Source organism: Mesorhizobium sp. B2-4-15 (genome assembly GCF_006658505.1).
In the GTDB taxonomy this organism is placed as follows: Bacteria; Pseudomonadota; Alphaproteobacteria; order Rhizobiales; family Rhizobiaceae; genus Mesorhizobium.
Genome location: NZ_VFUZ01000007.1, coordinates 44108 through 70327, shown reverse-complemented (window position 1 = coordinate 70327; position 26220 = coordinate 44108). Strand labels below are relative to the sequence as shown.

Below are 26220 nucleotides of genomic sequence, written 5' to 3'. Positions count from 1 at the left end.
CCACGAGAGTTCGGCATTAATCGATTAGTCCAACCGGTTTCGCCCGGTTTTCCGCTATGTTAAGGGTCGATCCACGCTGCTGATCGGCCGATCGATTGCGGCGTGATTGGATCGATTCATGTCCCTGCCGCCGCTTTCCCCAGAACAGCTCGTCAAGCCGCGCCATTTCGAACTGCGCATGAGCCTGATCTTCGGCACGTTGTTCCTGTCGCTTGGCACGCATCTGCCCTATTTCCCCCTCTGGCTGCAGGCCAAGGGGTTTCACGCCGAGCAGATCGCCGTCATCCTGGCGGCGCCCATGTTCATGCGCGTGGTGACGACGCCGTTGCTGACGACACTCGCCGATCGGGCGAGGGACCGCGCCGATGTCTATATCGCGCTGGTGGCGGCCGCGCTGCTTTTGTCAGCAGGGTATTTTCTCACGCCGACCTACGCGACGGTGCTGGCTGTGTCGCTGGCGCTGACCATCGTCTGGACGCCGCATTCGCCGATCGCCGATTCGCTGGCGCTTTCGGGCGTGCGCCGCTTCGGCTCGAACTACGCCAGCATGCGCAAATGGGGGTCGATCTGTTATCTCTGCGCCAATGTCGCGGGGGGCTTCATCCTGGCGGCCACCGGCCCTCAAGCCGTTCCGGTCATCATATTCCTGGCCCTTGGCGCGGCATTCGTCGCGGGCTTGGCGGCGCCGCGCATGGGACGGCCACGCAAGGCGTCGCCGCTGTCGGCCGTGGAAATCCAGCACGCGGCGCCGAGCCTGTTCAACGCCTATTTCCTCTACTTCACCCTTGGCGTCGGCATCATCACCGCCAGCCACGCATTCCTCTACGGCTTCGTTTCCATCTACTGGAAGTCGATCGGCCTCAGCGATTCGGTCGTCGGCCTGCTGTGGGCCTGGGGCGTGGTGTCCGAAGTCTGCATGTTTCTGTTTTTCAACCGCATTTTTGCCTCCGTGCCCGTCGTCAGGGTGATGGTCATCGCCGGCATCGGGTCGATTGTGCGCTGGATCGTCTTTCCACTGGTATGGCCGCTCGGCCTTGGCATCGCCGGCTTCTTCGCCGTGCAGTCTCTGCATTCGGTGTCCGTCGCGATGGTGCTGATCGGCCTGCAGAAAATGATCGGCGAGACCGTCTCGGAAGAGCGCACGGGCGCCGCGCAAGGCATCGCCTATTTCTTCAACGGCTTCTTCATGGCCGCCGTGACGCTTGCTTCCGGTCCGCTCTATGACCGTTTCGGGGTCGACGGTTTCCTGGCGATGATCCCGATCGCGATCGTCGGCCTGGTGCTGATCTGGCTTGCCGCGCGGTCAGCCCCACAGCACCCGGTCCGGCGGTGAGACCAGCGAACCCTGGTAGACCAGGCCCGGCTGGCGGTCGCGCGCAAGCAGCAGCGGGCCGTCGAGGTCGACGAAGTCGGCTCCTTGCGCAAGCAGCACCGCCGGCGCCATCGCCAGCGATGTGCCGACCATGCATCCGACCATGATGCCGAACCCCAGATCCCGAGCCCGGTCGCGAAGCACGAGCGCCTCCGTCAGGCCGCCCGTCTTGTCGAGCTTGATGTTGACCGCGTCATAGAGGCCGACCAGCGAACCGAGGTCCTTTGTCTCATGCACGCTTTCGTCGGCACAGATCGGCACCGGATGCGCAATCCGGCGCAGGATCTCGTCGTGTCCGGCGGGCAGGGGCTGTTCGACAAGCGCGATGCCATGTTGTGCGGCAAAGGCGAGATTGGCCTCAATGTTCTCGTCGGTCCACCCCTCATTGGCATCGAGGATGATACGGCTTTGCGGCGCAGCTTCCGTGACGGCGCGAATCCTGGCCATGTCGTTTTCGCCCCCGATCTTGACCTTGAGCAGAGGGCGCATGGCATTGGCACGCGCCTGCGCCGCCATCGCCTCCGGTTCGGCAAGCGACAAGGTATAGGCTGTTTCGAGGCTCGACAGCGGAACGGCATGCATGGCGTCGGCCACCGGTATTCCGCTGATCTTTGCCTCGAGATCCCAAAGGGCACAGTCTACAGCGTTGCGCGCGGCGCCGCCCGCCATGGCCGAGAGCAGGGCGGTCCGATCCATGCCGTCGGCAACCTGTTCGCGCATCGCCTCTATTGCGTCGCGCACACCGTCCATGGTCTCGCCGTAGCGCTTGTAGGGAACGCATTCGCCGCGCCCGACATGCCCGTTTTCACGGATCGTGCAGGTGATGACCTCGGCCTCGGTCTTGGAGCCGCGCGAAATCGTGAAGGTTCCGGCGATCGGGAAACGTTCCGCCTCGACCGAAATGACACGCGCCATATTTTTCTGCTCCGGCTATGCGAGAAGGGTTGTCGGCAAATCGACAAGATCGGACCCATCAGGCTAAACAGGACGCCATGTTGACCATAGGCAAGCGCGACGCAAGCGGTACGACCGCCTCGGAGGCTGACCACGACCCACGCGTGGCGGTCGGCGAGGAGGGCGGCGTTCTCGGTTGCGCGTTCTCCGGGATCTGGACGACACGGACCGTCGCGCTGATCGACGCCGACATGCGCAAGATCGAGAAACGAAGCGGTTTCAAGACCTTGGCCCTCGATCTTTCGAAAATCGAGAAAATCGATACCGCCGGCGCCTGGCTAATCGACCGGCTGGTCAGCGTCTTCGAGAAGAAGAACGTCGAGGTCCGGCTGCAGGGCCAAAGCGAGATCGCTTCGATCCTGCTCGACGCCGTGGGCGAAGCCGTGCGCCGCGAGCCCGAATCGGGGCCGGCGCCGCCGCCGAACATCATCATTCGTGCCCTGGAGGCGGTTGGCCGGCGCGTCTACGAGATGCGCGACGATTTCCTCGCCTCGATGAACATATTGGGCGCCACCATCCGCGGCGCGCAGATGAAGCTCGGCCGCGGCCATGCCGTCAACCCGGCGGCGATCTTCAACCAGATCGATCGCATGGGCGTCGGCGCCATTCCGGTGGTGGTGCTGATGTCGGCGATCGTCGGCGCCATCGTTGCCCAGCAAGGCGCCTATCAGCTCCGCTATTTCGGCGCCGATATCTTCGTCGTCGACCTCGTCGGCGTGCTGATCCTGCGCGAACTCGGCGTGCTGATGACGGCAATCATGATCGCCGGCCGCTCCGGCAGCGCGATCACCGCCGAGATCGGCTCGATGAAGATGCGCGAGGAGGTCGACGCGCTGAAGGTCATCGGTCTCAATCCGATCGGCGTCCTGGTCTTTCCGCGCCTGGTTGCACTGGTGATCGCCTTGCCGTGCCTGACGATCATCGCCAACTTCGCCGCACTCGGCGGCGGCATCGTCGCGGCCTGGCTCTATTCCGACATTCCACCGGCCGCTTTCCTCGACAGGCTGCGCGTCGCCATCGATCTCAGCACCATCTTTGCCGGACTGATCAAGGCCCCGTTCATGGCGATGATCATCGGCACCATCGCTTCCGTCGAAGGCATGAAGGTCGGCGGCAGCGCCGAGTCGCTCGGCCAGCACGTAACCGCCTCGGTGGTGAAGTCGATCTTCGTCGTCATCATCCTCGACGGGCTTTTCGCCATGTTCTACGCAGCGATCGAGTTCTAAGATGGCGAAGGGCAATGGGGCGACGACGCAGGAGCAGGACGAGAGCGAAATTGTGCTCTCGGTGCGTGACGTCACCGTTGCCATCGAGGACAAGCAGATCCTCGACAAGCTGTCGCTCGACATCAAACGCGGCGAGATCCTGGGTTTCGTCGGTGCGTCGGGCGCCGGCAAGTCCGTCCTGTTGCGAACCATTCTCGGGTTGATGCCCAAGCAGTCCGGAACGATCCGGCTGTTCGGGGTCGATGTCGACAAGGCAAGCGACATCGAGCGGCTGCGCATCGACATGCGCCTTGGCGTGCTGTTCCAGCATGGCGCCCTGTTTTCGGCACTGACCGTGCTGGAGAACGTGCAGGTGCCGATGCGCGAATATCTCGACCTGCCGAAGAAGCTGATGGATGAGCTGGCGCTGCTCAAGATCGAGCTGGTCGGGCTGCCGCCGGATGCGGCGCAGAAATTCCCGTCAGAGCTCTCCGGCGGCATGATCAAGCGTGCCGCGCTTGCGCGCGCCCTGGCGCTCGATCCGGACATCGTTTTCCTCGATGAGCCGACGTCCGGTCTCGACCCGATCAGCGCGGCCGAGTTCGACGAACTCGTCGTCAAGCTGCGCGACACCATGGATCTGACCGTCTATATGGTCACGCACGACTTGGACACCCTGTTCACCGCTTGCGACCACGTGGCGGTGCTCGGCAAGAAAAAGGTGCTGGTCGAGGGCACAATCGACGACATGCTGAAGAGCGAGGAGCCGTGGGTAAAATCCTATTTCCGCGGAAAACGCGCCCGGCAACTTGATCTTGCCACGCGTGCATAGCCATAAGTGAAGCAATGGAAACCAGAGCCAACTACGTCATTGTCGGCATTTTCACGCTGGTTGCGATCCTGGCGGCGTTCGGCTTCGTCTATTGGACGGCCGCGATCGGTGACAGGGGCGAGACGGCCCTGCTGCGCGTGCGCATCCCGGGCTCGGCCTCCGGCCTCGGCCGCGGCAGCTTCGTGCTGTTCAACGGCGTCAAGGTCGGTGACGTCAAGCGTGTCTATATCGACGTCGACAATCCGACTGTCGCCATCGCCGACACCGAGATCGATCGGCTGACGCCGATCACCAAGTCGACGCAGGCCGATATCGGCCTTGCCGGTCTTACCGGGCAGGCCAATATCGAACTCAAGGGCGCCGATCCCAAGGAAGTGAAGCTGCTCGACCAGGCGGAAAAGGAAGGCAAGGTCGCCGAGATCATCGCCAACCCGTCGGCCGTGACCAATCTGCTGCAGACCGCGCAGAACATCTTCAACCGCGCCGACAAGGTGCTGAGCGAACTCGAGGGCTTCACCAAGGATGTCCGTGGACCGCTGACGCAGACCGTGCACAACGTGCAGACCTTCTCCGATGCGCTGGCCAGGAATTCCGACGGCATCGACAAGTTCCTGTCCAGCGTCAGCGCGCTCTCCGACGAGTTGAAGGGTGTGTCCGGCAAACTCGACGGCACGTTGAAGGCGGCGGAAGGACTGCTCAATGCCGTCGACAAGGACAAGATCAAGAGCATCGTGGCCAATGTCGATACCGTGACCGCGAACCTCAAGGAAACGTCACGGCAGCTCGACGGCGTCATCAGGAATGTCGATACCGCGGTCGGCTCGGTCAATGATTTCGCCAAGCAGACGCAAGGCACGCTGGCCAAGGTCGACGGGGTGCTCGACGGCATCGACCCGGCGCAGGTGCGTACGGCTCTGGCCAACATCCAGAAGGCCAGCGAAAGCGCCAACAAGGCCGCCGCCGATATCGCCGTCGTGACCAACAAGTTCGCCAACCGCGCCGACGATATCGACCAGACCATCAAGGACGCCAAGCAGCTTGCGCAACGGCTCAACGATGCTTCGGTGCGTGTCGACGGCATCCTCGCCAGGGTCGACACCTTGCTCGGATCGGGCCAGGCCGATGGCGTGATGGCCGATGCCAGGGCGACGCTGAAATCATTCAAGCAGGTTGCCGATACGCTGAATGCGCGGCTTGGGACCATCACCGACAATCTGGCGCGCTTCTCGGGCCAGGGCCTTTCGAACGTCGAGGCGCTGGTGCAGGACAGCCGCCGTTCGATCAGCCGCATCGAGGAGGCGGTGACAGATCTCAGCCGCAATCCGCAGCGCATTCTCTCGGGTGGCGAAGGCGAGGTTCGGCAGTTCGACGGCAGGGCGCGGCGTTGACTTGGGCGTCTGCTCGCCCCAGAAACAATCATTGCGGATGTAGGTTATTTTTGAGGTCGATAAATAACGGGGATGGTAGGGGGCGTGCGTGAAGTCGATTGTGTCCAGATCGGGCGTGGCATTGCTTGCCTTGGCCCTCGCCAGTTGCGCGGCTCTGCCGGGCGGCGGACCCGCGCCGCTCGACACGTTTGAGCTGTCGGCACCTTCGGTCGAGGCACATGGCCACAGCCGTCGCCAGATCCTGATCGCGCAGCCTTCGGCGCTCAAGGCGCTGGACAGCCAGAACATCGTCATCAAGCCCTCCGACCGCTCGATCCAGTATCTGAAGGGCGCGCAATGGGCTGACCGGCTGCCGCTGATCGTGCAGGCGCGGTTGGCCGAGACGTTCCAGCGCTCGGGCAGTTTTGCCGGCGTCGGCAAGCCGGGCGAGGGGCTGGCGATCGATTACCAGGTGATTGTCGAGATCCGATCCTTCGAAGTGCGCGTCGAGGGCGGCGAACACGCCGAGGTTGACCTGTTCGTGCGCATCCTCAACGACCGCAATGGCGAGGTGCGCGCTTCCAAGAGCTTCACCGCGACCGCGCCCGTTTCGGGGCGCGGCAATTCCGCCTATGTCAGTGCGCTCGACAGCGCGTTCGGGGATGCCGCCAAGCAGATCGTTCGCTGGACCGATTCGGTGATCTGAGCGCCAGGGGGCGGCGACGCTTTCTGGCCGGCGCTCGAAGGCATCAAGCCGCAGCTTTCCAGTCTTCATCAGGTGCTGCAAGGTGTAGATCTTGGATGGCGCATCGTCGAGCGCGTCGTGTCCCTGCGACGGCGGGTGTTCGACGCCATAATGGTCCGCAAGCTTGTTACTCGGCGTCCTGGCCAAATCCTTGATCCTTGTCCCAGGACAGAACAGCGCCCCATGGGAACAGGGTCAGCATGCGCCGGAAAGTTTAGCTCAGGCACAGGCGGGACCATGGCCCCGCCTGTTCAATTCCTGGCTTAGTGCAGGCGGCCGCTGGCGTGCGCCAGCATGGTGTAGACCTTGCCGGTATCCGACGTGAGATAGGTCTGGGCCATGATGTTGTCGCGATCGTTGCGCGACACATCCTTGAGCAGCTTCTCGAAGTCGTCGCAGTAGCGGTCGACGGCGGCGCGGAATTCGGCCTCGGCCTGATACTTGCGGCGAATTTCGTCGAATGTCTGCTGACCCTTCAGCGTGTAGAGCCGGCGGGTGAAGACGTCACGCTCGCCGCGTCGATAGCGGTTCCACAACTCGATCGAGGCATCGTGGTCGATGGCCCGCGCGATGTCGACGGAGAGCGAGTTCAGCGATTCCACGACATGCAACGGCGAGCGCTGGGCAGGGGTTGCGCGCGGTGCTTCCGCGGGCGCTGCCGGTGCCGTGGGCATGAGGTCCGCGTCGTTCGATGCCGCGGTCAGGAGATCGCGCACCCAGCCGCCCTGTGGCGTCCGGGCACTGGCGTCGGAGCGCGGGCGCGATGCCGCTTCGGCCGGGCGCTCGAGGTCGAGCGTGCCGCGCAGCACCGTGCCGCCCAGCGGCGCCTGCGGCGCACGAAGTTCCGGCTGCGGTGCCGGGGCACGACGCGGTGGTTCGGCGGCGCGTGGCGCCGGCGCTTGCGGCGCCGGGCGCAGGCCGCGCGGCTCCGAGGCGTCGCCGCCGCGACCGGACTTCGCAACGATGTCCGAAAGCTCCTTCAAGGCATTGATCTGCTCCGAGACGGCGCGGCGGATGGCAGAGGTCGATTCCTTTGCCTCTTCGGGCATCTCGATGACGCCCTTCTTGAGTTCGGCGCGGGTGAGGTCGAGTTCGCTCTTGATCGAGCCGGCGGTGCGACGCATCTCCTCGGTCGCATCGGCGAAGCGCTTGGTGGCCGAATCGACGACATCGGTGATGGCGTTGCGGATCTTGTCGGCGGACTCCAGCGTCTTGCCCTCGGCGTTCTGCAACGTCTGGCCGACGAGGTTTTCGAAGGAGCGCATGACCCTTTCGAGGTCCTCCGATTTCTTGACCAGGCCGACGGCGAGATCTTCAAGCGACGACTGTCTTTCCAGCGTGTGCTCGAGGTTGCTCTGGGCCGAGCTCAGGAGGTCCGAAGCGCTGGCCAGCAGGCGGCTATGCTCGTCGAACTTGGTGGCGATCGATGCCACCTCGCGCAAGGTCGACGACGACAGCTCCGTCAGCCTTGTGGTGTTGGAATCGACCAGGCGCGCCGAGCTGGCAAAGGTCTGGGCCGCCTTTTCGGTGGTGGCCGCGAAGCTTTGCGTGCTTCCCGTCAGGCGTTCGTCGACCTGGCCGAGATTGACCGCGGCCTGCTCGATCAACTGACCGAGCTGCGAACTGGACTTGGTCATACGGCCGATGAGGTCGGCGACGCTGTCGGACAGCGACGAGCGGGCGCCTTCGACCGCCGACAAGGTCTCGGCGGTGCGGCTGGCGAGCGCGTTGACGAGAGCTGCATTCTCGCTACGCAGCTTCTCGGCGGCGCGTTCGGTGACCTCTTCCATGCTCTTTTGCAGTTCGGAGCCACCCTGGGCGAAGCGCTCGACCAACGGCCGTGCGGTCTCATCGAGGATCTTCGACATCTCGGCCGACCTCGCCGCGAGCATGGAGTTGAGCTCGCGGGTATTGGCGCCGATCGTCTTGGCGGCGTCGTTGGTGCTTTGGCCGATATGCTGGCCAACCGCGGTAAAGGTCTCCGCGATCACATTGGCGCGCGAAACGAGCTGTGCCTCGGCGGTCGAAACCTGCTCGTTGAGCCTCTGGCCGATCGTTTCCGTGGTGTTGGCGAGCCGGTTCTCGACCCCGGCGATCTGCTCCTCGACACGAGCGGCCGCGGCCGCCGCGCTCGATGCCAGACGCTCGTCGGCGCCGGCAAGCGCCTGCTCGATTTCGCGGGCATGCACGGCCAGTTCCTGGCCGGTCTGGCGCGCACGGTCGGCGACCCTCTGCTCGGTGCTGGCGAAAGCACCGACGATGGTCTGCGCGTGCTCGCCGATCGTCGAAGAACTGTCGGCGATGCGCGTAACCAGACGCTGGTCCGCCTCGTCGAAGATACGGCCGATTTCCGACGCACGGTTGGACAGCGCGTCCGACCCTTCCGCGATGCGCGCGACCAATTGCTGGTCGGCGGCGTCGAAGATACGGCCGAGATCGGATGCACGGGCGGCGAGCGCCTCGGCCGATTCGCCGATACGCATGCCGAGCCTCTGGTCGGCGCTTTCGAAGTTGCGCAGGATGTCGCCGGCGCGGGCGGCCAGCGACTGTGCCGTCTCGACGGCACGGGCAACCAGCTTCTGGTCGGCGTCGTCGAACGTACCGACGATCTCGCCCGCGCGGGCAGCCAGATGATCGGCGGTTTCCTGGGCCCGGGCAGCAAGCTGATCCGCGGTTTCCCGAGCGCGCGCGGCGAGCTTCTGGTCCGCCGCGTCGAAGGTGCCGGCGATTTCGCTTACACGGGCGTTTAGCTGATCGGCGGTTTGCTGGGTGCGCGCGGCGAGCCTCTGGTCCGCCCTGTCGAAGGTGCCGGCGATTTCGCTGGCACGGGCAGCCAGCTGATCGGCGGTTTCGTAGGCACGGGCCAGCAGCGAGCTGGAGGTATCGTCGGCACGGGCAAGCAAGGCGTTCGACGTATCTTCCGCACGGGCGTGGAGGCGGCGATCGGCCTCCTCGAAGGTACGGGCAATGTCTTCGGCCCGCGCCAACAGGGCCGCGGACGTCTGTTCGGCGCGCTCCGCGATCTTGCGATCCGCGTCGCTGAAGGCCGCGCCGGCCTGCTCATGCAGCGCGCTGGTGACTTCCAGGACCTTTTCACGCAATGCGCCGGCAACGAAGACCGCGCTCCTCTCGAGCACGCCGCGAACATTGTCGACACCGGTCGAGAGCGCGCGCTCCATGGTCCCGGCGCGTTCCTCGATGATACCGGTCTGGCGGCTGAACGCCTGCTCGATCTTGTCCACATCGGCTGCGATCGCGGCCGAAATGTCGGTGCTCCTGGCAGCGATCTGGTCGATGTGGCCGGACAGGGAGCGGTCGACATCCTTGCGGGTCTCGGCGAGCTTGCCGAGATCGTCTTCCAGAGCGCGGCTCAGCATGTTGCGGCCTTCGGCGAGCTTGCCGACATGGCCGGAGATGATGTCATCGATGTCGCTGCGGCTCTCGGTCAGCTTCTGCAGATCGGCTTCGAGCGCGCGTTTGAGAATGTCGCGACCTTCGGCCAGCTTCTCCACCTGACCGGCGACCAGGCCGTCGATGCTGGAGCGGCTTTCGGCCAGTTTGGCCAGATCGGCTTCGAGGGCGCGCGTGAGAATGTCGCGGCCTTCGGCCAGCTTCTCCACCTGACCTGCGACCAGGCCGTCGATGCTGGAGCGGCTTTCGGCCAGCTTGGCAAGATCGGCTTCGAGGGCGCGTTTGAGAACATCGCGGCCTTCGGCCAGCTTCTCCACCTGGCCGGCGACCAGACCGTCGATGCTCGAACGGCTTTCAGCCAGCTTGGCAAGATCGTCCTCGAGCGCCCTCGACAGGGTCGAGCGATCCTGGACGAGCCTTTCGGCGTGGCTGTTCACCAAGCCGCTGACGCTTTCAAGGTCGGCTTCGAGAGCCCGGGCGAACTGTGCGCGGTCATCCACCAGTTTCTGCGACTGATCGGCAACGGTGTCCCTGATCGTCTCGAGATCGGCCTCGAGCGCACGCTTGAGGATGTTGCGGCCTTCGGCCAGCTTCTCAACCTGACCCGAAACCAGCCCATCAATACTCGAGCGGCTCTCGGCCAGTTTGGCGAGATCGTCTTCCAATGCCTTGGAAAGTGTCGATCGGTCCTGTGCAAGCCTTTCGGCATGGCCCTGGACCAGGCTGTTGACGCCTTCGAGATCAGCCTCGAGGGCCCGGGCGAATTGCGCGCGGTTGTCGACTAATTGCTGCGACTGGTCGGCAACGGTGTTCTTGATCGTGTTGAGGTCGGCTTCCAGGGCCCGCCGCAGGATGTCGCGGCCTTCGGCCAGCTTCTCGACCTGACCGGCCACCAGCCCGTCGATGCTGGAACGGCTGTCGGCCAGTTTGGTAAGGTCGTCCTCGAGAGCCTTCGACAAGATCGAACGATCCTGAACCAGCCTGTTCATGTGATCGGCGATGACGCTGTTCACATTCTGCAGGTCGGCTTCCAGGACCCGCGAAAGCTGGCCGCGGTCCTCCGCCAGTTTTTCCGACTGGCTGGATATCACGCCCTTGATCGTGTTGAGGTCCGATTCCAGCGCGCGCTTGAGAATGTCGCGGCCCTCGGCCAGCTTCTCGACCTGACCGGCGACCAGTCCGTCGATGCTCGAGCGGCTTTCGGCGAGTTTGGCAAGGTCGGCTTCGAGCGTCTGCGACAGCAGGCTGCGGTCGTTGGCAAGCCTTCCCGAATGATCGTCGAGCAGGGTCCTGATGCCCGAGAGGTCGTTCTCGAGCGAACGGCCAAGCTGGCTGCGGTCTTCCGCCAGCTTTGCCGAGTGGGTCTCGATCAGGCTCTTGATGCCGACAATGTCGTTTTCGAGCGCCTTGGCGAGCACGGCACGGCCCTCGGCGATCTTCCCGACCTGGTCGGCGACCAGGCCGTCGATGCTGGCGCGGCTGTCCGACAGTTTGCCGAGATCTGCTTCCAGGGCGCGCGACAGGATGTTACGGCCTTCGGCCAGCTTGCCGACATGTCCGGCGACCATTTCATCAATGATCGTGCGGGCTTGCACAAGTTTCCCGGAGTCTTCATTGAGAGCCAGCGAGAGCCGGTTGCGGCCTTCTTCCAGCCTTTCGAGATGACTGCCGAGCGACGCATCGATGGCAGCGCGCGATTCGTTGACCTTACGCAGATCCTCCTCGAGGGCACGTGCGATCAGGTTGCGGCCTTCGGCCAGCTTCTGCACCTGGTCGGTCACCGCCGCATCGATACCTTCGCGGCCTTCGGCGAATTTCGCCAGATCCGCCTCCATGGCGGCCGCCATGCGCTCGCGGCTTTCCGACAGCTTGCGGCTGTGGTTTTCGACGGCTTCCTCGATGCCGGCGCGGGCGTCGGCGAGCCGCTGGATATCGGCGTCGAAGGAACGCGAGACGACGTGACGCGCGGCTTCCATGCGCCCGGCGAAATCGCTGGCGCGGGCCTCCAGCATGCTCGATGTCGATGTGACGATGTCGGCCATGTCGGCGCCGATCTGGGTCTTGCCCTGATCGATCATCGCGGCCAGCGTGTCCTTGCTCTCGGCGAAGGTGTGGGCGATTTCACGGGCGCGTTCGACCAGCGTCTCGTTGATCTGGCGCGCGCGCGCCTCGAGTGCCGCGTTGAGTTTCTGCGTGCCGGTGTCCAGCGCCTCGGCGCGGGTCTGGAATTCGCTGATCAATGCCTGGCCGCGTTCGGCGAGCGTGCGCTCGATGCCGTTGAGGCTGGCCTCGAATTCCGAATTGAGGGTACGCGCGGCGCCGCCGAGCAGCGACACCATGCCGGTGGTGCGATCGTCGAGCAGATCGGTCAACGACCGGGTCAGGCCGTCCGTCGTATCCGTCAGCTTGGCAATGCGCGTGTCGAGCAGGCTGGCGAAAGCCTCGCCGGAGGTCGACAGCCGGTCGGTGATGGTATCAAGCCGGCCTTCCACCGAATCGAAGATCGACAGAGAGCTTTCGTTGATGCGGTCGATCAGCGTGTCGCCGGAATTGGTGATCGTCATCGACAGCTTGGTCGATGCGTTGAGGATGCTGTCGCGAATGATGTCGCTGGCGGCACCGATTTCGTCTTTGAGCGTCTCATGCGCGCCGGCGATCGAGGCGCGGACGCGCTCGGCATGGGTGACGACCGCCTCGCGCTCGCTGCCGAGCCCGTCGACGAGCGAACGGATCCGGTTCTCGTTTTCCGTATAGGACCGCTCAATCTGGTTGACTTCGCTGTGGACCAGGGTTTCCAACTCCACCGCGCGGGCAAGCGTGCGTTCGATGCCTTCGCCCATGGCCGCCACCTCGCGGCGAACGGCCTGGCCGATCATCATGACGCGATCCTGAGCCATGTTTTCCGGCTCGGTCAGGCGGAAGGCCACTTCCGTCATCGACTGGGCGGCGATGCGCATGTCCTGGGCACGGCGAATCATCGCCGCGAAGGCCCAGAACAGGATGACCGGCACGATCGCCGCGACCGCAAGGCCAATCAGCTCGGGACGGGCAAAGAACTGGTCAAGCGTGCGGATATGCCAGATGCTCGCTCCAAAAAGCAGGTTGGCCAGCCCGGCGGCGCCCGCGATCCAGGCGAGCGAAACAAAGGCAATGACCCAATAGACGGTGTTGGAGGCACGCTTGTTCAGGCTGTGCAGGAGCGTCTTGTAATCCTTCTGGCGATCGTCATTGGCAGGCGCGAAGCCCGCTGCGGGCTGGCCGCCATTGCGTGTCTCCACAGGGCGCAGTTCGGTAGGCTTGGGCGCGGGCTGGGTTTTGGGCGCGGGCTGAGCGGCCTCGGCCTGATTGGCGGCGGGAGCCGGCTTCTGGTTGCGTCCCTCGCGGGCCAGCTCGTCGGCGGCCTGGGATATCTGCGCTTCCAGATCTTCCATCGAAGCCGCGATATCGAGGTCGCCGCTGCCGAGATCACCGCTGAGGTCGATATCGAGCGCTTTTTCGAGCTCCCTGGCCACATCGCTGTCGAGAGTTCTGGTCGTCGTCGTTGGTTTCTTCGCCATGCCTTCGCTACCCTGTACTAGCTGCCGCGGGCTTATAATTCTGTTTGTGGTACCCCCGCGCAGGAGGCTGAAAATGGACCCTCGTATCGTAATGACACAGGGGGGTAAAGAAAACATGCATTCCGCGGGATACGTAAAACTTTAAATATAAGGTTAACGGAACTGTGATTTGGGCGCCGTTTTCGCAACATTTTTCCGGGCCATTCGTTAACCCGTTGTCCATTGGATTCGCCTAGTTTTTTCAGGCGGCCGAAGAAAACGGAGTTCGAGTTCATGCGTGGCGAAAGCGGCATTGCCTTCTCAATGCCCGGGGGCGACGTATCGGGAACGGGGCGGTCCAGGCCGGTCGATTTGGCACACCTTGCCCGGCAGACGATGGGTGACCGCAGCCTGGAGCAGGAAGTGCTGGCGCTGTTTGTACAGCAGGCGCTGTCGGTGCGCGACAAAATAGTCGATGCCGACCTCAAGGACCGGCTTCTGCTGGCTCATGGATTGAAGGGGTCGGCTCGCGGTGTCGGCGCCTTCGCCATCGCCGATTGCGCCACCGAGATCGAGCGTCGGCCTGATGACGGCCAGACACTGAAGCGGCTTGGCACGCTGATCGACGAAGTGCGCGATTTCATCGCCGCCATCAGTCGCTGATCCAGTTTGCGGAAAAACGTCACCGAGCGGCGCTTTCGCGCGGCAGTTGACTTGTCTGCCAGAGTGATTATCTCGGCGGAAACTCCCTTCAGGTGACAAATGACCAAGCTGACCTTCATCGCCCATGACGGCACACAGTTCGACGTGGATGCCGAAAACGGCTCGACGGTCATGGAAAACGCCATCCGCAACGCCGTACCAGGGATCGAGGCGGAGTGCGGCGGCGCCTGTGCCTGCGCAACCTGCCATGTCTATGTCGATGAGGCGTGGACGGCGGAAGTCGGCGAGCCGGAAGCGATGGAAGAGGACATGCTGGACTTTGCCTATGACGTGCAGCCGAACTCGCGGCTGTCCTGCCAGATCAAGGTGCGCGACGCACTCGACGGCCTGGTGGTGCGGGTACCAGAGCGCCAGGGCTGAAAGCCGATTTTTCCTGCCGCCGCTTGGCAGCAGGCCGGCGGTCATGCAGTCTCGCGCCAATCCAGCAGCGAGGCACACCGCATGACCGGCATCATCAAGACAGACGTCCTCATTGTCGGGGCAGGGCCGGTCGGCCTGTTTGCCGTCTTCGAACTCGGCCTGTTGGACCTGAAGTGCCACCTGATCGACATTCTCGACAAGCCCGGCGGCCAGTGCGCGGAGCTCTATCCGGAGAAGCCGATCTACGACATCCCCGGCTGGCCTTCGATCTCGGCACAGGGACTGGTCGACAAGCTGCTCGAGCAGATCCACCCGTTCAAGCCTGACTTCACCTACAACCGCATGGTTTCCAGCCTCGAGACACTGGAAGACGGCAGCTTTCGCGTCACTACCGACGAGAACGAGATGTTCGAGGCCAAGGTGGTGGTGATCGCCGCTGGCGGTGGCTCATTCCAGCCCAAACGCCCGCCGATTCCCGGCATCGAAGCCTATGAAGGCAAAAGCGTCTTCTATTCGGTGCGGCGCATGGAGGATTTTCGCGGCCACGACCTTGTCATTGTCGGCGGTGGCGATTCGGCACTCGACTGGACGCTCAACCTGCAGCCGGTGGCCAAAAGCGTGACGTTGGTGCATCGCCGGCCTGAGTTCCGCGCGGCGCCCGACAGCGTCAACAAGATGTACGCCATGCAGGAGATGAAGCAGCTGGAATTCAGGGTCGGCCAGGTGAGCGGGCTCGCCGGCGCCGACGGGCTGCTGTCATCGGCTACAATCAAAGGCGGTCCGGACGGCGACATCGAAGTGCCCTGCACGCGCATGCTGCCGTTCTTCGGCCTGACGATGAAGCTCGGGCCGATCGCTGAATGGGGGCTCAACCTCCACGAGAATCTGATCCCGGTCGATACCGAGAAGTTCCAGACCTCGGTGCCCGGGATCTTCGCCGTCGGTGACATCAACTGGTATCCGGGCAAGCTGAAGCTGATCTTGTCGGGATTCCACGAGGTGGCGCTGATGGCGCAGGCGGCCAAACGCATCGTCAACCCGGGGGAGCGAATCGTGTTCCAGTACACGACCTCGTCCACCAGCCTGCAGAAGAAGCTTGGCGTTTCCGGCTAGAGCATTGATGCAATTCCGGACGGAAAACCGCGTCACACGTTCCTGGGAATTGCTTTACGGCGAAACCACCAAGCCCTTTCCTGCCACTCTACTCCGCCAGGATCGGCGCCGGAGTGTCGACATGGCCGCGAAGCTCTTTCTCGGGCATCAGCGCCAGCGTGATGAGCCCCAGCACCAAGGTGGCGGCCGCGACGAGAAAGATCATCACGAAGGGTTGGGCCGACGCAACATGTCCAGCCGTCTGCACGCCTTCGCCGGCCAGCGGCAGCCCAAAGCCTAGAGCGACGGCGCCGAGCATTGCGACCCCCAATGCACTGCCCAGCGAACGCAGGAAGGTCAGCACGCCCGTCGCGACGCCAAGATGCATGTGGTCGACGCCGTTCTGCACGGAGACGGTGGTTACCGGAAATGTCGTCCCGGTTCCCAATCCCACGCAGATGGTCAGGATTTCGACGATAAGCAGCGATGCATGGCCGGCGACAAGGGCGAGCAAGCCAAGGCACAGAATGGCGAAGAAGACGCCGACCATCGCGATGCGCTTGTAATGGGTGAAGCGTGGTATCAGGCGGCCGCTGGAGGCCGCGCCGCCCACGGTTCCAAGCAGAAGGCCAAGCATCGCAATGCCCGATTCGCTGGCCGTCAGGCCAAGCATCGATTGCAGATAGACGGGCAGATAGACGGCAAGGCCGACGCTGGAGGCCTGCAGCAGGAACATCGACAGAGTGCCGGCCAGGACGATCGGGTTGCCCAGCACCTCGAGCGAGATGAGTGGTTCGGCCGCCCGCATCAGCCGCAGGGCAAAGGCAACCCAGAAAAGCGCGGAGCAGATCAGGACGCCGATGACTTCCCGCGATATCCAGGGATAGGCGCTGCCGCCCCAGTTCAGCGCCAGCAGCAGCAGTGCCGTGGCCACGATGAGAAGCAATGCGCCAAGACCATCGATGCTGTGATTCTTGGCGGCGATCGGCAGCTTCTTGAGCGGCTTGTTGATGATCGCCATCGCCAAAATACCAAGCGGGATATTGATCCAGAAGATGAGCGACCAGTGCAGGTGTTCCGCGAAGGTGCCGCCCAGCAGCGGCCCGGCGACGCTGGCGACGGCCCACGTGCCGGAGAACCAGGCCGCGTAGCGCGCGCGCTCGCGCGGCGGGACAAGGTCTCCGACCACGGTCTGCGTCAATGCGAAAAGGCCACCGCCGCCGGCACCCTGGACCGCGCGTCCCAGGACCAGGACGAACATGTTGGGAGCCAGTGCGCTCACCAGCGAGCCGGCAAGAAAGATGAGGATCGCCGCATAGACGGTCGGCCGGCGCCCATAGACGTCGGAAATCTTGCCGTAGAGCGGCGCCACGGCGGTTGCGGTCAAGAGATAGCCGGTGACGACCCATGGCAGGTATTCGGCATGGCCGAGAGAGCGTCCGATGGTCGGCATTGCCGGCGCGACGATGGTCTGGTCGAGCGCTGCCAGCAGCATCGACAGGAGAACGCCGCCGATGATGGCGTTCTTCTCGCTTTCGGTCAGCGGTGTGGCTGCAGCCGCCATTGTCTGCTTGTCGACAGCCTGGTCCATAGTCCTTTGTCCATGTACTTGCGCACTGTTGGGATCACCGCTTGGGCTTGCCTGATGCATCCGCCGTGCGATCGGTCCTGGTGCTCGTGCTTCGAGGGTTGTGCCCTGTCAACCCGTGATATGTCGTTCCCTATAGGCCGATTTCGACTGCCGCTCGAAAATTTTTCGAAGCTGGCACTACGCTTCGGCTCGGTTGGCTTGCACCGGCGCATGCCGAGGAATTCACGACGGTGGCGGCAGCTGGCCGTTCTCGATGCGCTCGACGCGATAATGCAGGAGCCGCAGGATGCGGCTTTCGAAATTGACGCTTTCGACGCGATCGAACTGCACCTGGGCGCGGTCGTGCTTGGCGAGAATGGCGGCGGTGATTTCGGCGGCCTTGGCCTTTGCCGCATCGCAATCCTTCTGCGGATACGTCGCCTTCAGCGCGTCTTCCAGTTCGCGGGCATGGTTCTTGGCGATCTCGACATGGCGCTCCTCATGGCGCTTGATGTCCGCAGCCAGCGTATCCCAGAACAGCCGCACATCGGCATCGGCTTTGCGTGGGCGGCGCCATTCGGGGAGGATCACCTTGACCTTGATGGTCACGACGGCATCCGCGATCCGGCAGGAGCCGGCACGCGTGGCGTAGCTGACGCGAGTGGTGAAGGCCATCTGGGTCGCGCCAGGATGGCGCAAGCCCGTGCTTTTGACCTGCGGCCCATGTTTGGAAAGCTGCGCCTCGATATCGTCGAGGGTGCTGCCGCCAACGGAAAAATAGCTGTATGTCTTCACCAGATTGGCCGCGTCCGCCGGAATGGCGGTCGCGGCAAGCAGCAATGCGCAGAGCAGGGATCGTTTCATCATGTTGCCTCTTCGGTCACCTTGCTTTACGGCCGTTGCCGGCGCAACGGAATTGATCCGATGCGGATCGCACATCCTTGATAGGCCCATGGTTGACGAGCAATGACGGCGAGGCGATGGCAGCTGGCCCATGGACGCCATCTCGATCTTGGCCGCAAGGCCGTGGTCGTCGGGATTCTCAATGTCACCCCCGACAGTTTTTCCGACGGTGGCCTGTTTGATGCACCCGAAACGGCGCTGGGCCAGGCCCGTCGCATGGTCGGGGAAGGGGCCGGGATCATCGATGTCGGCGGAGAATCGACGCGGCCCGGTTCCGGCGCGATATCGGCCAGCGAGGAACAGGCGCGTATCCTGCCCGTGATCGAGGCTTTGGCCCGCTCAGCCGACGTGCTGATTTCCGTCGACACCTATCGTGCCGAGACCGCGCGGCTTGCGGTGGCTGCCGGCGCGCATATCGTCAACGATGTCTGGGGTCTGCAGCGCGAGCCCGACATTGCGCGTGTCGCGGCCGAAACCGGCGCCGGGCTCATTGTCATGCATACCGGGCGGGATCGCGAGAAGCTGCCCGATGTGATCGCCGACCAACTGGCATTCCTTGGAAAATCGCTGGAGATCGCCCGCGGGCGCGGTGTGGCCGACGACAATATCGTACTCGATCCAGGCTTCGGCTTCGCCAAGGAGACGGCCGAGGAAAACCTCGACCTGATGGCGCGATTCTCCGAACTCCATGCGCTCGGCTTTCCGTTGATGGCCGGCACCTCGCGAAAACGCTTCATTGGTACAGTCACTGGCCGCGATGCAGCCGACCGCGCTATCGGGACGGCTGCGACCAGTGTCATTCTCAGGCTCAAGGGCGCACATCTGTTTCGCGTCCATGATGTCGCAATCAACGTGGACGCGCTAGCGGTGGCGGATGCTATGCTGGCGCGTGAAACCGCCACATCGGCCCGAAAACCGGAATAGATTTGCGGCAAGCACGATGCGTAGATTCAAAAGTGTTAGAGCGTATTTGTGCGTCCAGGTGGACCCACGTCGTTCTAATAGACCAGGACGCTGAGCCATGTATGTCATCCGCCTGAAGAACTGCGCTTTCTTTGCCCGGCATGGCGTGCTGGACGAGGAAGAGACGCTCGGCCAGCGTTTCTATGTCGACGCGGTGCTTTCGGTCGAACCCGGACGCGCGCTTGTCGACGACGCCATCGGCGAAACGGTCAATTACGGCATCGCCTTCGCGGTGATCGAGAAGATCATCACCGGCGAGCGGCGTTTTCTGATCGAGGCCCTGGCGATGGAGGTGGCAAAGGCGTTGACCGAGCGGTTTCCCCAGATCAGGAAGGCCGAAATCACCGTGCGCAAGCCAAACGCGCCGGTGCCCGGCGTGCTCGATTACGTCGAGGTGACCGTTGTCTGGCCCGAGTAACACCGTCTACCTCAGCCTTGGCGGCAATCTGGGGGACCCGGCGGCCTCGATGGCCGCGGCGCTGCGTATTCTCGATGCCGATGCGGAGACGCGCGTCACAGCCGTCTCATCGCTCTACCGCACGCCGCCCTGGGGCAAGCTCGACCAGCCGGATTTTCTCAACGCGGCCGCCGAACTGTCGACGCGGCTCTCGCCGCGGGCGCTGCTTGATCTCTGTCTCGATGCCGAGCGCAGACTGAAGCGTGTGCGCGAAGAGCGCTGGGGGCCCCGGCTGATCGATATCGACATTCTGGTGTTCGGCGACCGCATCATCCACGAGACCGGGCTGGAAGTGCCGCATCCGCGCATGCTGGAGCGCGCCTTCGTGCTGGCGCCGCTGGCCGAGATCGCGCCGGATCTTGCCGTTGGTGGGCGAAGTGTATCGGAGCGCCTGGGCGTCGTCGACGCGGCCGGCATCGAGCGCTTGCCATCCGGCCGTGACTGGTGGCTGCGGTAGGCAGGCGTCAGCCTGAGAAACCGCCTTTATCCAGGAATGCCTTTTCCTCGGCCGTGGTTTCGCGGCCAAGCATCCTGTTGCGGTGCGGAAAGCGGCCGAAGCGCTGGATGATGTCGCGGTGCTCTTCGGCGTATCTGAGATAGTCCGGCGCATGGGCCTGGGTGAGTTCCACCGACCTCTCCTGATCGGCGAGCAGTTCCGAATGTTCGAATGGCAGGTAGAGGAACACGCGGAACTCCGGTTCGAGCAGCCGATCCTGGCCGGCCATGACAGCTTTTTCAGCGAAATGCCTTGCCAGCGGGTCGGTGGCGTACATGTGGCCGGTGCCGCGAAAGCAATTGCGCGGAAACTGGTCGAGCAGGATCATCAGGGCCAGGGAGCCTTCGGCGTGGTTTGACCAGTCATCGCACTCGCGCCGAGCGGCTGCGTAGTGCAGGTCGAGAAACTGGTCGCGAAACGCGGTGTCGAAGGCGTCGCTCTTCTCGAACCAGGCATCCTCGCCGGCGTCACGCCAGAATTTGGTGACCGACAGGGCTCTGCTGTCCAATTCCATGCTTGTTTCCCTGTTCAATCGGCGGTTTCGGATTTGTGCAGAACGCCCGCCGTCTCTTCATTGAGGGCCTGGCCGGTGCGGCGCGGCTGGGTGAGGGGGGTGGGAATGGGCGTGCCGATGTTGCCTCTCAGGAAACGTTGTCCGGCGCGAATGCCTTCGGCGAGCTGGGTTTCGAAACGGGCGGCGTCGCGGCGCCTGACGTCCTCGATCGTATCCGCGACCTCTTCGGGATCGACACCAAGCGACTCCAGGGCCGAGCCGCCGAAAACCAGTGCCGATTCGAAAGTCTCACGCAGCTGATAGTCGACGCCGACGCGGATGAGCTGCAGCGCGGTGCCGCGATCGAAGGCACGGGCCAGGACTGTCAGCAAAGGAAACTCGGCCTTAACGAGTTCCGCGATGCGGACAGCGGCATCGGGCTTGTCTACGCAGATGAGCACGGCACGTGCCCGGCCGGCACCGGCGGCATGCAGGATGTCCAACCGGGTGCCGTCGCCATAATAGACCTTGAAGCCGAAATCGGCTGCCGCCTGGATCATCTCCACGTCATTGTCGATAATCGATACGTCGATACCGCGCAGCAGCAGGGGCTGGCTGGCGATCTGGCCGAAACGGCCAAAGCCGATGACCAGCACGCTGCCGGTCAGGCCGTCGGCGACATCGACCCCATCGAGTGACTGCTCGTCGCGCGGGGTGACGTACCGCAATGCGATGATCGCCAAGGGCGTCAGTACCATGGAGATGATGACGATCGCCGTCAGGGTGGCGTTGGCCTGGCTGTCGATGATGCCGACGGCAGCGGCGGCGGAATAGAGGACGAAGGCGAATTCGCCGCCCTGCGCCATAAAGACCGCGCGTTCGAGCGCTTCACGATGGCCTGTCTTGAGGACGCGGGCGACGATGTAGATGCCGAGAGCCTTCATCACCATATAGGCGACGACATAGACGGCGATCAGCTTCCAGTTCGCCGCCACCACATGCAGGTCCAGCGACATGCCGACCGCAAGGAAGAAAAGGCCGAGCAGGATGCCGCGGAACGGCTCGATGTCGGCTTCGAGCTGATGGCGGAAGGTCGATTCGGACAGAAGAACGCCTGCCAGGAACGCGCCCATCGCCATCGACAGGCCGCTCAGTTGCATGGCAAGGGCCGATCCGAGCACGACCAGAAGTGCCGCGGCCGTCATCACCTCGCGGGCACGGGCATCCGCCAGGATGCGGAAGAAGGGGTTGAGCAGATAGCGTCCGGCCAGCACCAGCCCGACAATCGCCGCAAGGCCGATGCCGACCTCGGTCAGCCGCTCCGACAGGCTGGTATCGGCACCGCCTGGCGCCAGGAAGGCGATCAGGGCCAGCAGCGGCACGATAGTCAGATCTTCCAGGAGCAGGATGGAGACAATACGCTGGCCTTTCGGCGAGGCGATTTCGCCGCGTTCCTCGAGAAGCTGCATGACGATCGCCGTCGAGGTCAGCACGAAACCGGCGCCGGCGACGAAGGATTGCGAGACTGGAAAACCACCGGCCATTCCCACGCTTGTCAACAAGACGGCGCAGACCCCGACCTGAAGCGCACCGAGGCCGAAAATCTCGCGGCGCAGGCCCCACAGGCGCGACGGCTGCATTTCCAGTCCGATGATGAACAGGAACATGACGACGCCGAGTTCCGCGACATGGAGGATGGCGCCCGACTCGGAAAAGATGCGCAGGCCGAAGGGGCCGATCACCACACCGGCTGCGAGATAGCCGAGAATGGAACCGAGGCCCATGCGCTTGAAGATGGGGACGGCGACGACACCCGCGGCGAGCAGCGCCACCACCTGAACCAGATCGCTGCCCGATGCCTCTGCCGCCATGCCTGTCGTTCCATTCGTTGGGACCACAGCACGTGCGGTCGGGATCAAGGCGCCACGGCTGGTCGCCAGGGCAAAGGATAGGGGCTTCGGCGGGGATCGAACAGCCCGAATCCGGAGCACTGGCAATGTTGCAGCCAGGTTACACAAGTTGAGGCTGACGCCGCGTTGCATCTTGCCGCAATCGGAGGTTAAGCCCGCTCGGCTTCGGCCATTAGAGGGTGAGCGACGATCGAGTCGAGCCCTTTTTGAGGAGATGACTGACATGAAGAAGTTTTTGCTTGTTGCCGTCGGCATGGCGGTGCTTGCGGGGTTCAGCCTGTTCGAAAGCGCCTGAGTGCACGACGGAGATCGCGACCAAGAAAGCGCAGGACATGGCCGCCGCGCTGCAGGAAGCGATCACCAAGGATCCGTCCAAGGCAGCCGACCTGACGGCCAAGTCCAGGCGGTGACGACCAAATACCAAGGCACAACCAACCCGGCCGACGCCTGCAAGGCCTATGACGAAGTGACTGCTGCGATCAAGGGCTGACGCCCGGTTCGACTGTTTGAGGGAGGCGGTGGCGATGGGCTGCCGCCCCTTTGTTTTTGGGGGACGTCGGGACAGGACGTGATAAGCGCTCAGTCCGGCGCGATGGAGCCGACTTCGACGGCGTCGACGCGCTTCAGGTTCATGCCGATGACAGGCACCAACTGGTCCTGGACGCGGACCGCGACCGTCACGGTCATCGAATTGTCGTCGGGAATGCGAGCCTGCATGACGCCGCGCAACTGATTGCGGTTGATGGTGAAGACCACTTTGCGGGCGTCGACGACGTTGCCGCCGATGATATCGAGGCCTGCGCCGGCAGAGCCACCCATGAAGGAGCCCTTGTAGTCGCGGCCCTTGCGCTCGATCTTGGCCGACATCGGCTGGGTGAACATGCCGACCCGGCAGCCGCCATCGAGCGTCATGCCCATCGTGCCGTCGGGCGTGGAACCGGTGAAGCTGCAGTTGAATTTGGTGCCCTTGTACTTGCCGGCGACGATCTCGCCCGGGCCGACCCACTTGCCTTCGGCCGAATGGAAGAACTGCTTGTCCGGTTCCGCGGCGGAAGCCGCCGAGGCAATGCCGACGACTGCTGTGATCGCGGCCGCCAGGGGCAGGACGCTGGACAGAATTACGCTTTTCATCGACGACACCCGGCAACAACGAGGCTGTTTGAAACCAGTTCGACCATGAACAAGATTGGTTAATGCTTCGTCACTGCGAGCCTTCGAACCGCAATCTGTTCGCCGTCCCTGATAGCAGCGCGTTATTTGCCGGAGCTGGCCGTTTCTATATCTTTCTTGGCGGCAAACGATGTCAGTGCCGAGAGGAAATCGCCCAGGCCCGGGCGTCTTGCGGCGCTGAAGGGCAGGGGGCGTGCCGTTTCCATCGCCGCGATGCCGATGCGCGCCGTCATCATGCCGTTGACGACACCCTCGCCAAGCTTTGCCGAGAGGCGCGCCGCCAGGCCGTGACCGACGATCTGCTGGACAAAACTGTCGCCGACGGCGATCGAGCCGGTGACCGCCAGATGCGCCAGTACGCTGCGCGCCAGGCGGAAGAACCCCAGCGTTCCCGGCCGTCCGCCATAGAGTTCCGACAGGCGGCGAATGAGGCGTCCGGCCTCGAACACGACGTAGGCGACGTCGACGAGCGCACGGGGGCTCACCGCCGTCACCAGCGAGACGCGTTTGGCGGCCTCCAGAATCATCACCTTCGCCCTGGCATCGAGGGGGCCCAGAATTTCAGCTTCGGCCAGACGCACCAGATTGCCGCCGTCGATAATTTCGCCGCGCAACTCGGCCAGTGCGCGCCGGCCGGCAGCGGTCTCGGGCTTGGCCGCGACGAAAGCCGAAAGCTCGTCGACCACCGATCGTGCCGCCTTGGGATCGTCGCGCGCGATGGCATCGAGCGCCCGCTTTTGCAGGTTTTCGACTTCGGCGAGCCGCACAATCGCCAGGAACTCGCGGATCAGGATTACCAGAAGCGCCAGCACGGCAATAACAGCCATGCCTGCCGCCAGCCAGCCCAGCCATTCGGCGCGGGTGAAGAGATCGCGTATCAGCTGGTCGGTCCACAAGCCGACAGCCAGCGAAACCAGCACGCTCATGGCGCCGAAGAAGATGCTGCCAAACAGCGAGCGTTTTCTGGGGGCGATCGCTGGCGGCGGCTCGGCGGCAATCATGTCGGGTTCGTCGAAAACATCGACCTCGGCCGGTATGACCAGCGCAACATCGGCTTTCATGACTCGGGGTTTGCGCGACGGTTCCGCCTGGCGCGCCCTTGGCGCCTCTTGTCTCTGTTGTCTCGTCCCGGCTTCCGGCTCGATGCGGAATGCCGCCGGCTTGCGGGGCTCGGTCATGCCAGATGGTCTCCGATCAGGAACTGCAGGGCACGGTCGAGCCTGATATGCGGCAACGACAGCGTGACACCCTCGGCCGTGCATTCGAGCTTTGGCGGGCGGAACCGGACGAAGCGGATTGCCGGGTCCGCGGAATCCTGCCTGTGGTCGGGCCCCGAAAGATCGAACACCGCATCAATTTTCTCCGGTAAATCACCGGGAAATATGGCTGTCTCCGTCTTTCCGTCGAATATTTCGCCGTTGATCTTCTCGCCGGCTATCGGCGTGCCGATGATAACAGGCAATGTCTCACGGCCCTGCTTGACCGTGCCTTCGCGCGTCGCGCGCACCGCCGCCATGGCGACCACGTCGACGTCGGCTCCGGTAAAATTCGCCCGCGCCACGGCGCGATCCGCCAGTCGCCGCACGATCGCCTGCAGCTGGTCATGGCTTTCATGGTGCAGATGATCGGCCTTGGTCGCTGCAACCAGGATGCGGTCGATGCGCCGCGAAAAGAGGTCGGTGAGGAAGCTGCCCCGGCCGGGACGGAAACAGGCCAGGATCTCGGTCACCGCTCGCTCCAGGTCGGCCATCGCGCCGGGGCCGGCGTTCAGCGCCTGCATGGCGTCTATCAGCACGATTTGGCGGTCGAGACGCGTGATGTGCTCGCGGAAGAAGGGTTTGACGACATGCGTCTTGTAGGCTTCGTAGCGTCTTTCCATCATGGCCTGCAGCGAGCCGCTACGCGGGCGCCTGTCGTCGAGGCCGGCCAGCGGTGCGAAGGTCAGCGCCGGTGAGCCTTCGAGATCGCCAGGCATCAGGAAGCGGCCGGGCGGCAGGGTGGATAGGGCCCTTTCGTCGAGCTTGCAGGCCTTCAGATAGGCGGCGAAGCTTTCGGCCAGGCGGCGTGCCGTCATCTCGTCGGCGTCGGCGTTCGGGTCGATCTCGGCGGAGATCGCCCGCCAGGCCCGCGACAAATCCTCGCGCACGGGCAGCGCGGCCATTTCGAAGGCTTCGCGCGAAAAATCAGCGAAGGATTTACCCAGCAATGGCAGGTCGAGCAGCCATTCGCCGGGATAGTCGACGATGTCGACCGACAGTTTGCCAGAAGAGAACATACGGCTCCAGCCGGAGGCCGATTCATATTCGATCGTCAGCCGCAGTTCTGAAATGGCACGCGTCGAATCAGGCCAGACGCGGTCGTTGACCAATGCGGCGATGTGGTCCTCGTACTGGAAGCGCGGCACGGCGTCATCGGGTTGTTCTTCGAGGAAGGCGCGCGCGATGCGCCCGGATTTCTGGGCCTCGAACAACGGCAGGCGTCCGCCGTGGATAAGATTGTGGACGAGGGCCGAGATAAACACCGTCTTGCCGGCGCGCGAAAGGCCCGTGACACCCAATCGCAGCGACGGAGAAAAAAGCCCGGTGGCGCGTCCCGACAGCGTATCGAGGGCAATTCTCGCCTCGTCGGTGAAGGTGGTCAGCGATGATGCCAAAATGCGGT

At 63.7% G+C, this 26220-nt stretch carries 21 protein-coding genes and 1 pseudogene; 12 read left to right on the top strand and 10 right to left on the bottom strand.

Translation table 11 applies throughout. The features are described from left to right. The first annotated feature begins 118 nt into the window (after positions 1-118). Positions 119-1333 (top strand): MFS transporter, encoded by a 1215-nt coding sequence (locus FJ930_RS10640; protein ID WP_141837417.1) that lies wholly within the window; start codon positions 119-121, stop codon positions 1331-1333. On the opposite strand, the gene dgcA is transcribed toward FJ930_RS10640, so the two are convergent. Further along, positions 1304-2287, bottom strand: a complete 984-nt coding sequence (gene dgcA, locus FJ930_RS10635) for an N-acetyl-D-Glu racemase DgcA (RefSeq protein WP_141837415.1) — start codon at positions 2285-2287, stop codon at positions 1304-1306. The two genes, FJ930_RS10640 and dgcA, sit on opposite strands and share 30 nt — an antisense overlap. A 77-nt stretch (positions 2288-2364) precedes the next feature. On the opposite strand from dgcA, the gene FJ930_RS10630 reads away from it, so the two are divergent. From FJ930_RS10630 to FJ930_RS10615, 4 genes are all read left to right on the top strand, one after another. Continuing rightward, the gene (locus FJ930_RS10630) at positions 2365-3552 is read left to right on the top strand and encodes an ABC transporter permease (RefSeq protein WP_141837413.1); all 1188 of its coding nucleotides are present in this window, start codon (positions 2365-2367) and stop codon (positions 3550-3552) included. A 1-nt stretch (position 3553) separates the two neighbouring features. Then, entirely contained in the window at positions 3554-4363 is an 810-nt protein-coding gene (locus tag FJ930_RS10625; RefSeq protein ID WP_141837409.1) for an ABC transporter ATP-binding protein, read from the top strand. A gap of 14 nt (positions 4364-4377) precedes the next feature. Beyond that, positions 4378-5751, top strand: coding sequence for an MlaD family protein (locus FJ930_RS10620; protein WP_141837408.1), 1374 nt, complete (start codon positions 4378-4380; stop codon positions 5749-5751). Between the two features lie 88 nt (positions 5752-5839). Then, positions 5840-6436, top strand: a complete 597-nt coding sequence (locus tag FJ930_RS10615) for an ABC-type transport auxiliary lipoprotein family protein (protein WP_140739887.1) — start codon at positions 5840-5842, stop codon at positions 6434-6436. Positions 6437-6466: 30 nt separating this feature from the next. Here FJ930_RS10615 and FJ930_RS30390 read toward each other — a convergent pair. Together FJ930_RS30390 and FJ930_RS10605 are read right to left on the bottom strand one after the other, a co-directional pair. Further along, positions 6467-6631, bottom strand: a pseudogene (locus FJ930_RS30390) (exonuclease); the annotation flags it as partial. Between the two features lie 107 nt (positions 6632-6738). Further along, complete coding sequence (locus FJ930_RS10605; RefSeq protein WP_141837406.1) at positions 6739-13443, bottom strand: kinesin; 6705 nt, start codon at positions 13441-13443, stop codon at positions 6739-6741. Between the two features lie 273 nt (positions 13444-13716). Here FJ930_RS10605 and FJ930_RS10600 point away from each other — a divergent pair, with 273 nt between their 5' ends. The 3 genes from FJ930_RS10600 to FJ930_RS10590 all read left to right on the top strand — a co-directional run bounded on the left by FJ930_RS10600 (position 13717) and on the right by FJ930_RS10590 (position 15618). Then, on the top strand, positions 13717-14085 hold the full coding sequence (locus FJ930_RS10600) for an Hpt domain-containing protein (RefSeq protein WP_140739885.1): 369 nt from the start codon (positions 13717-13719) through the stop codon (positions 14083-14085). Positions 14086-14184: 99 nt separating this feature from the next. Next, positions 14185-14505, top strand: coding sequence for a 2Fe-2S iron-sulfur cluster-binding protein (locus FJ930_RS10595; RefSeq protein ID WP_010909663.1), 321 nt, complete (start codon positions 14185-14187; stop codon positions 14503-14505). A gap of 81 nt (positions 14506-14586) precedes the next feature. Then, on the top strand, positions 14587-15618 hold the full coding sequence (locus tag FJ930_RS10590) for an NAD(P)/FAD-dependent oxidoreductase (RefSeq protein WP_141837404.1): 1032 nt from the start codon (positions 14587-14589) through the stop codon (positions 15616-15618). Between the two features lie 88 nt (positions 15619-15706). On the opposite strand, the gene FJ930_RS10585 is transcribed toward FJ930_RS10590, so the two are convergent. Both FJ930_RS10585 and FJ930_RS10580 read right to left on the bottom strand, forming a co-directional pair. Continuing rightward, positions 15707-17188, bottom strand: coding sequence for an MDR family MFS transporter (locus tag FJ930_RS10585; RefSeq protein WP_141837402.1), 1482 nt, complete (start codon positions 17186-17188; stop codon positions 15707-15709). A 222-nt stretch (positions 17189-17410) separates the two neighbouring features. Beyond that, on the bottom strand, positions 17411-18034 hold the full coding sequence (locus tag FJ930_RS10580; RefSeq protein WP_181763340.1) for a DUF922 domain-containing protein: 624 nt from the start codon (positions 18032-18034) through the stop codon (positions 17411-17413). A gap of 99 nt (positions 18035-18133) precedes the next feature. Here FJ930_RS10580 and folP point away from each other — a divergent pair, with 99 nt between their 5' ends. The 3 genes from folP (at position 18134) to folK (ending at position 19947) form a co-directional block, all read left to right on the top strand. After that, entirely contained in the window at positions 18134-18994 is an 861-nt protein-coding gene (folP, locus tag FJ930_RS10575; protein WP_141837398.1) for a dihydropteroate synthase, read from the top strand. A gap of 97 nt (positions 18995-19091) precedes the next feature. After that, the gene (gene folB, locus FJ930_RS10570; protein ID WP_140612433.1) at positions 19092-19451 is read left to right on the top strand and encodes a dihydroneopterin aldolase; all 360 of its coding nucleotides are present in this window, start codon (positions 19092-19094) and stop codon (positions 19449-19451) included. Next, positions 19435-19947 carry a 2-amino-4-hydroxy-6-hydroxymethyldihydropteridine diphosphokinase gene (folK, locus tag FJ930_RS10565; protein WP_140739878.1) on the top strand — a complete coding sequence of 171 codons (513 nt, stop codon included), beginning with the start codon at positions 19435-19437 and terminating at the stop codon, positions 19945-19947. Before folB ends, folK begins: the two co-directional genes overlap by 17 nt. Before the next feature lie 7 nt (positions 19948-19954). Here the strand turns inward: folK and FJ930_RS10560 are convergent, their stop codons facing one another. Further along, positions 19955-20500, bottom strand: coding sequence for a DUF924 family protein (locus tag FJ930_RS10560; protein WP_141837396.1), 546 nt, complete (start codon positions 20498-20500; stop codon positions 19955-19957). A gap of 14 nt (positions 20501-20514) precedes the next feature. Beyond that, on the bottom strand, positions 20515-22350 hold the full coding sequence (locus FJ930_RS10555) for a monovalent cation:proton antiporter-2 (CPA2) family protein (RefSeq protein ID WP_141837395.1): 1836 nt from the start codon (positions 22348-22350) through the stop codon (positions 20515-20517). A 302-nt stretch (positions 22351-22652) separates the two neighbouring features. On the opposite strand from FJ930_RS10555, the gene FJ930_RS30385 reads away from it, so the two are divergent. Further along, positions 22653-22799, top strand: coding sequence for a hypothetical protein (locus tag FJ930_RS30385; RefSeq protein WP_246676866.1), 147 nt, complete (start codon positions 22653-22655; stop codon positions 22797-22799). Between the two features lie 169 nt (positions 22800-22968). Here FJ930_RS30385 and FJ930_RS10545 read toward each other — a convergent pair whose 3' ends face one another. From FJ930_RS10545 to FJ930_RS10535, 3 genes are all read right to left on the bottom strand, one after another. Next, positions 22969-23520, bottom strand: a complete 552-nt coding sequence (locus FJ930_RS10545) for a hypothetical protein (protein WP_141837393.1) — start codon at positions 23518-23520, stop codon at positions 22969-22971. Positions 23521-23642: 122 nt separating this feature from the next. After that, entirely contained in the window at positions 23643-24737 is a 1095-nt protein-coding gene (locus tag FJ930_RS10540) for a YcjF family protein (protein ID WP_141837391.1), read from the bottom strand. Beyond that, positions 24734-26212, bottom strand: coding sequence for a YcjX family protein (locus tag FJ930_RS10535; RefSeq protein ID WP_141837389.1), 1479 nt, complete (start codon positions 26210-26212; stop codon positions 24734-24736). The genes FJ930_RS10540 and FJ930_RS10535 overlap by 4 nt, the downstream gene beginning before the upstream one ends. Positions 26213-26220: the final 8 nt, after the last annotated feature.

Coding starts and splice junctions, on each gene's coding strand:
- FJ930_RS10640 (WP_141837417.1), top strand. CDS start 119: ATGTCCCTGCCGCCGCTTTCCCCAGAACAGCTCGTCAAGCCGCGCCAT.
- dgcA (WP_141837415.1), bottom strand. CDS start 2,287: ATGGCGCGTGTCATTTCGGTCGAGGCGGAACGTTTCCCGATCGCCGGA.
- FJ930_RS10630 (WP_141837413.1), top strand. CDS start 2,365: ATGTTGACCATAGGCAAGCGCGACGCAAGCGGTACGACCGCCTCGGAG.
- FJ930_RS10625 (WP_141837409.1), top strand. CDS start 3,554: ATGGCGAAGGGCAATGGGGCGACGACGCAGGAGCAGGACGAGAGCGAA.
- FJ930_RS10620 (WP_141837408.1), top strand. CDS start 4,378: ATGGAAACCAGAGCCAACTACGTCATTGTCGGCATTTTCACGCTGGTT.
- FJ930_RS10605 (WP_141837406.1), bottom strand. CDS start 13,443: ATGGCGAAGAAACCAACGACGACGACCAGAACTCTCGACAGCGATGTG.
- FJ930_RS10600 (WP_140739885.1), top strand. CDS start 13,717: ATGCGTGGCGAAAGCGGCATTGCCTTCTCAATGCCCGGGGGCGACGTA.
- FJ930_RS10595 (WP_010909663.1), top strand. CDS start 14,185: ATGACCAAGCTGACCTTCATCGCCCATGACGGCACACAGTTCGACGTG.
- FJ930_RS10590 (WP_141837404.1), top strand. CDS start 14,587: ATGACCGGCATCATCAAGACAGACGTCCTCATTGTCGGGGCAGGGCCG.
- FJ930_RS10585 (WP_141837402.1), bottom strand. CDS start 17,188: ATGGACCAGGCTGTCGACAAGCAGACAATGGCGGCTGCAGCCACACCG.
- FJ930_RS10580 (WP_181763340.1), bottom strand. CDS start 18,034: ATGATGAAACGATCCCTGCTCTGCGCATTGCTGCTTGCCGCGACCGCC.
- folP (WP_141837398.1), top strand. CDS start 18,134: ATGACGGCGAGGCGATGGCAGCTGGCCCATGGACGCCATCTCGATCTT.
- folB (WP_140612433.1), top strand. CDS start 19,092: ATGTATGTCATCCGCCTGAAGAACTGCGCTTTCTTTGCCCGGCATGGC.
- FJ930_RS10560 (WP_141837396.1), bottom strand. CDS start 20,500: ATGGAATTGGACAGCAGAGCCCTGTCGGTCACCAAATTCTGGCGTGAC.
- FJ930_RS10555 (WP_141837395.1), bottom strand. CDS start 22,350: ATGGCGGCAGAGGCATCGGGCAGCGATCTGGTTCAGGTGGTGGCGCTG.
- FJ930_RS10545 (WP_141837393.1), bottom strand. CDS start 23,520: ATGAAAAGCGTAATTCTGTCCAGCGTCCTGCCCCTGGCGGCCGCGATC.
- FJ930_RS10540 (WP_141837391.1), bottom strand. CDS start 24,737: ATGACCGAGCCCCGCAAGCCGGCGGCATTCCGCATCGAGCCGGAAGCC.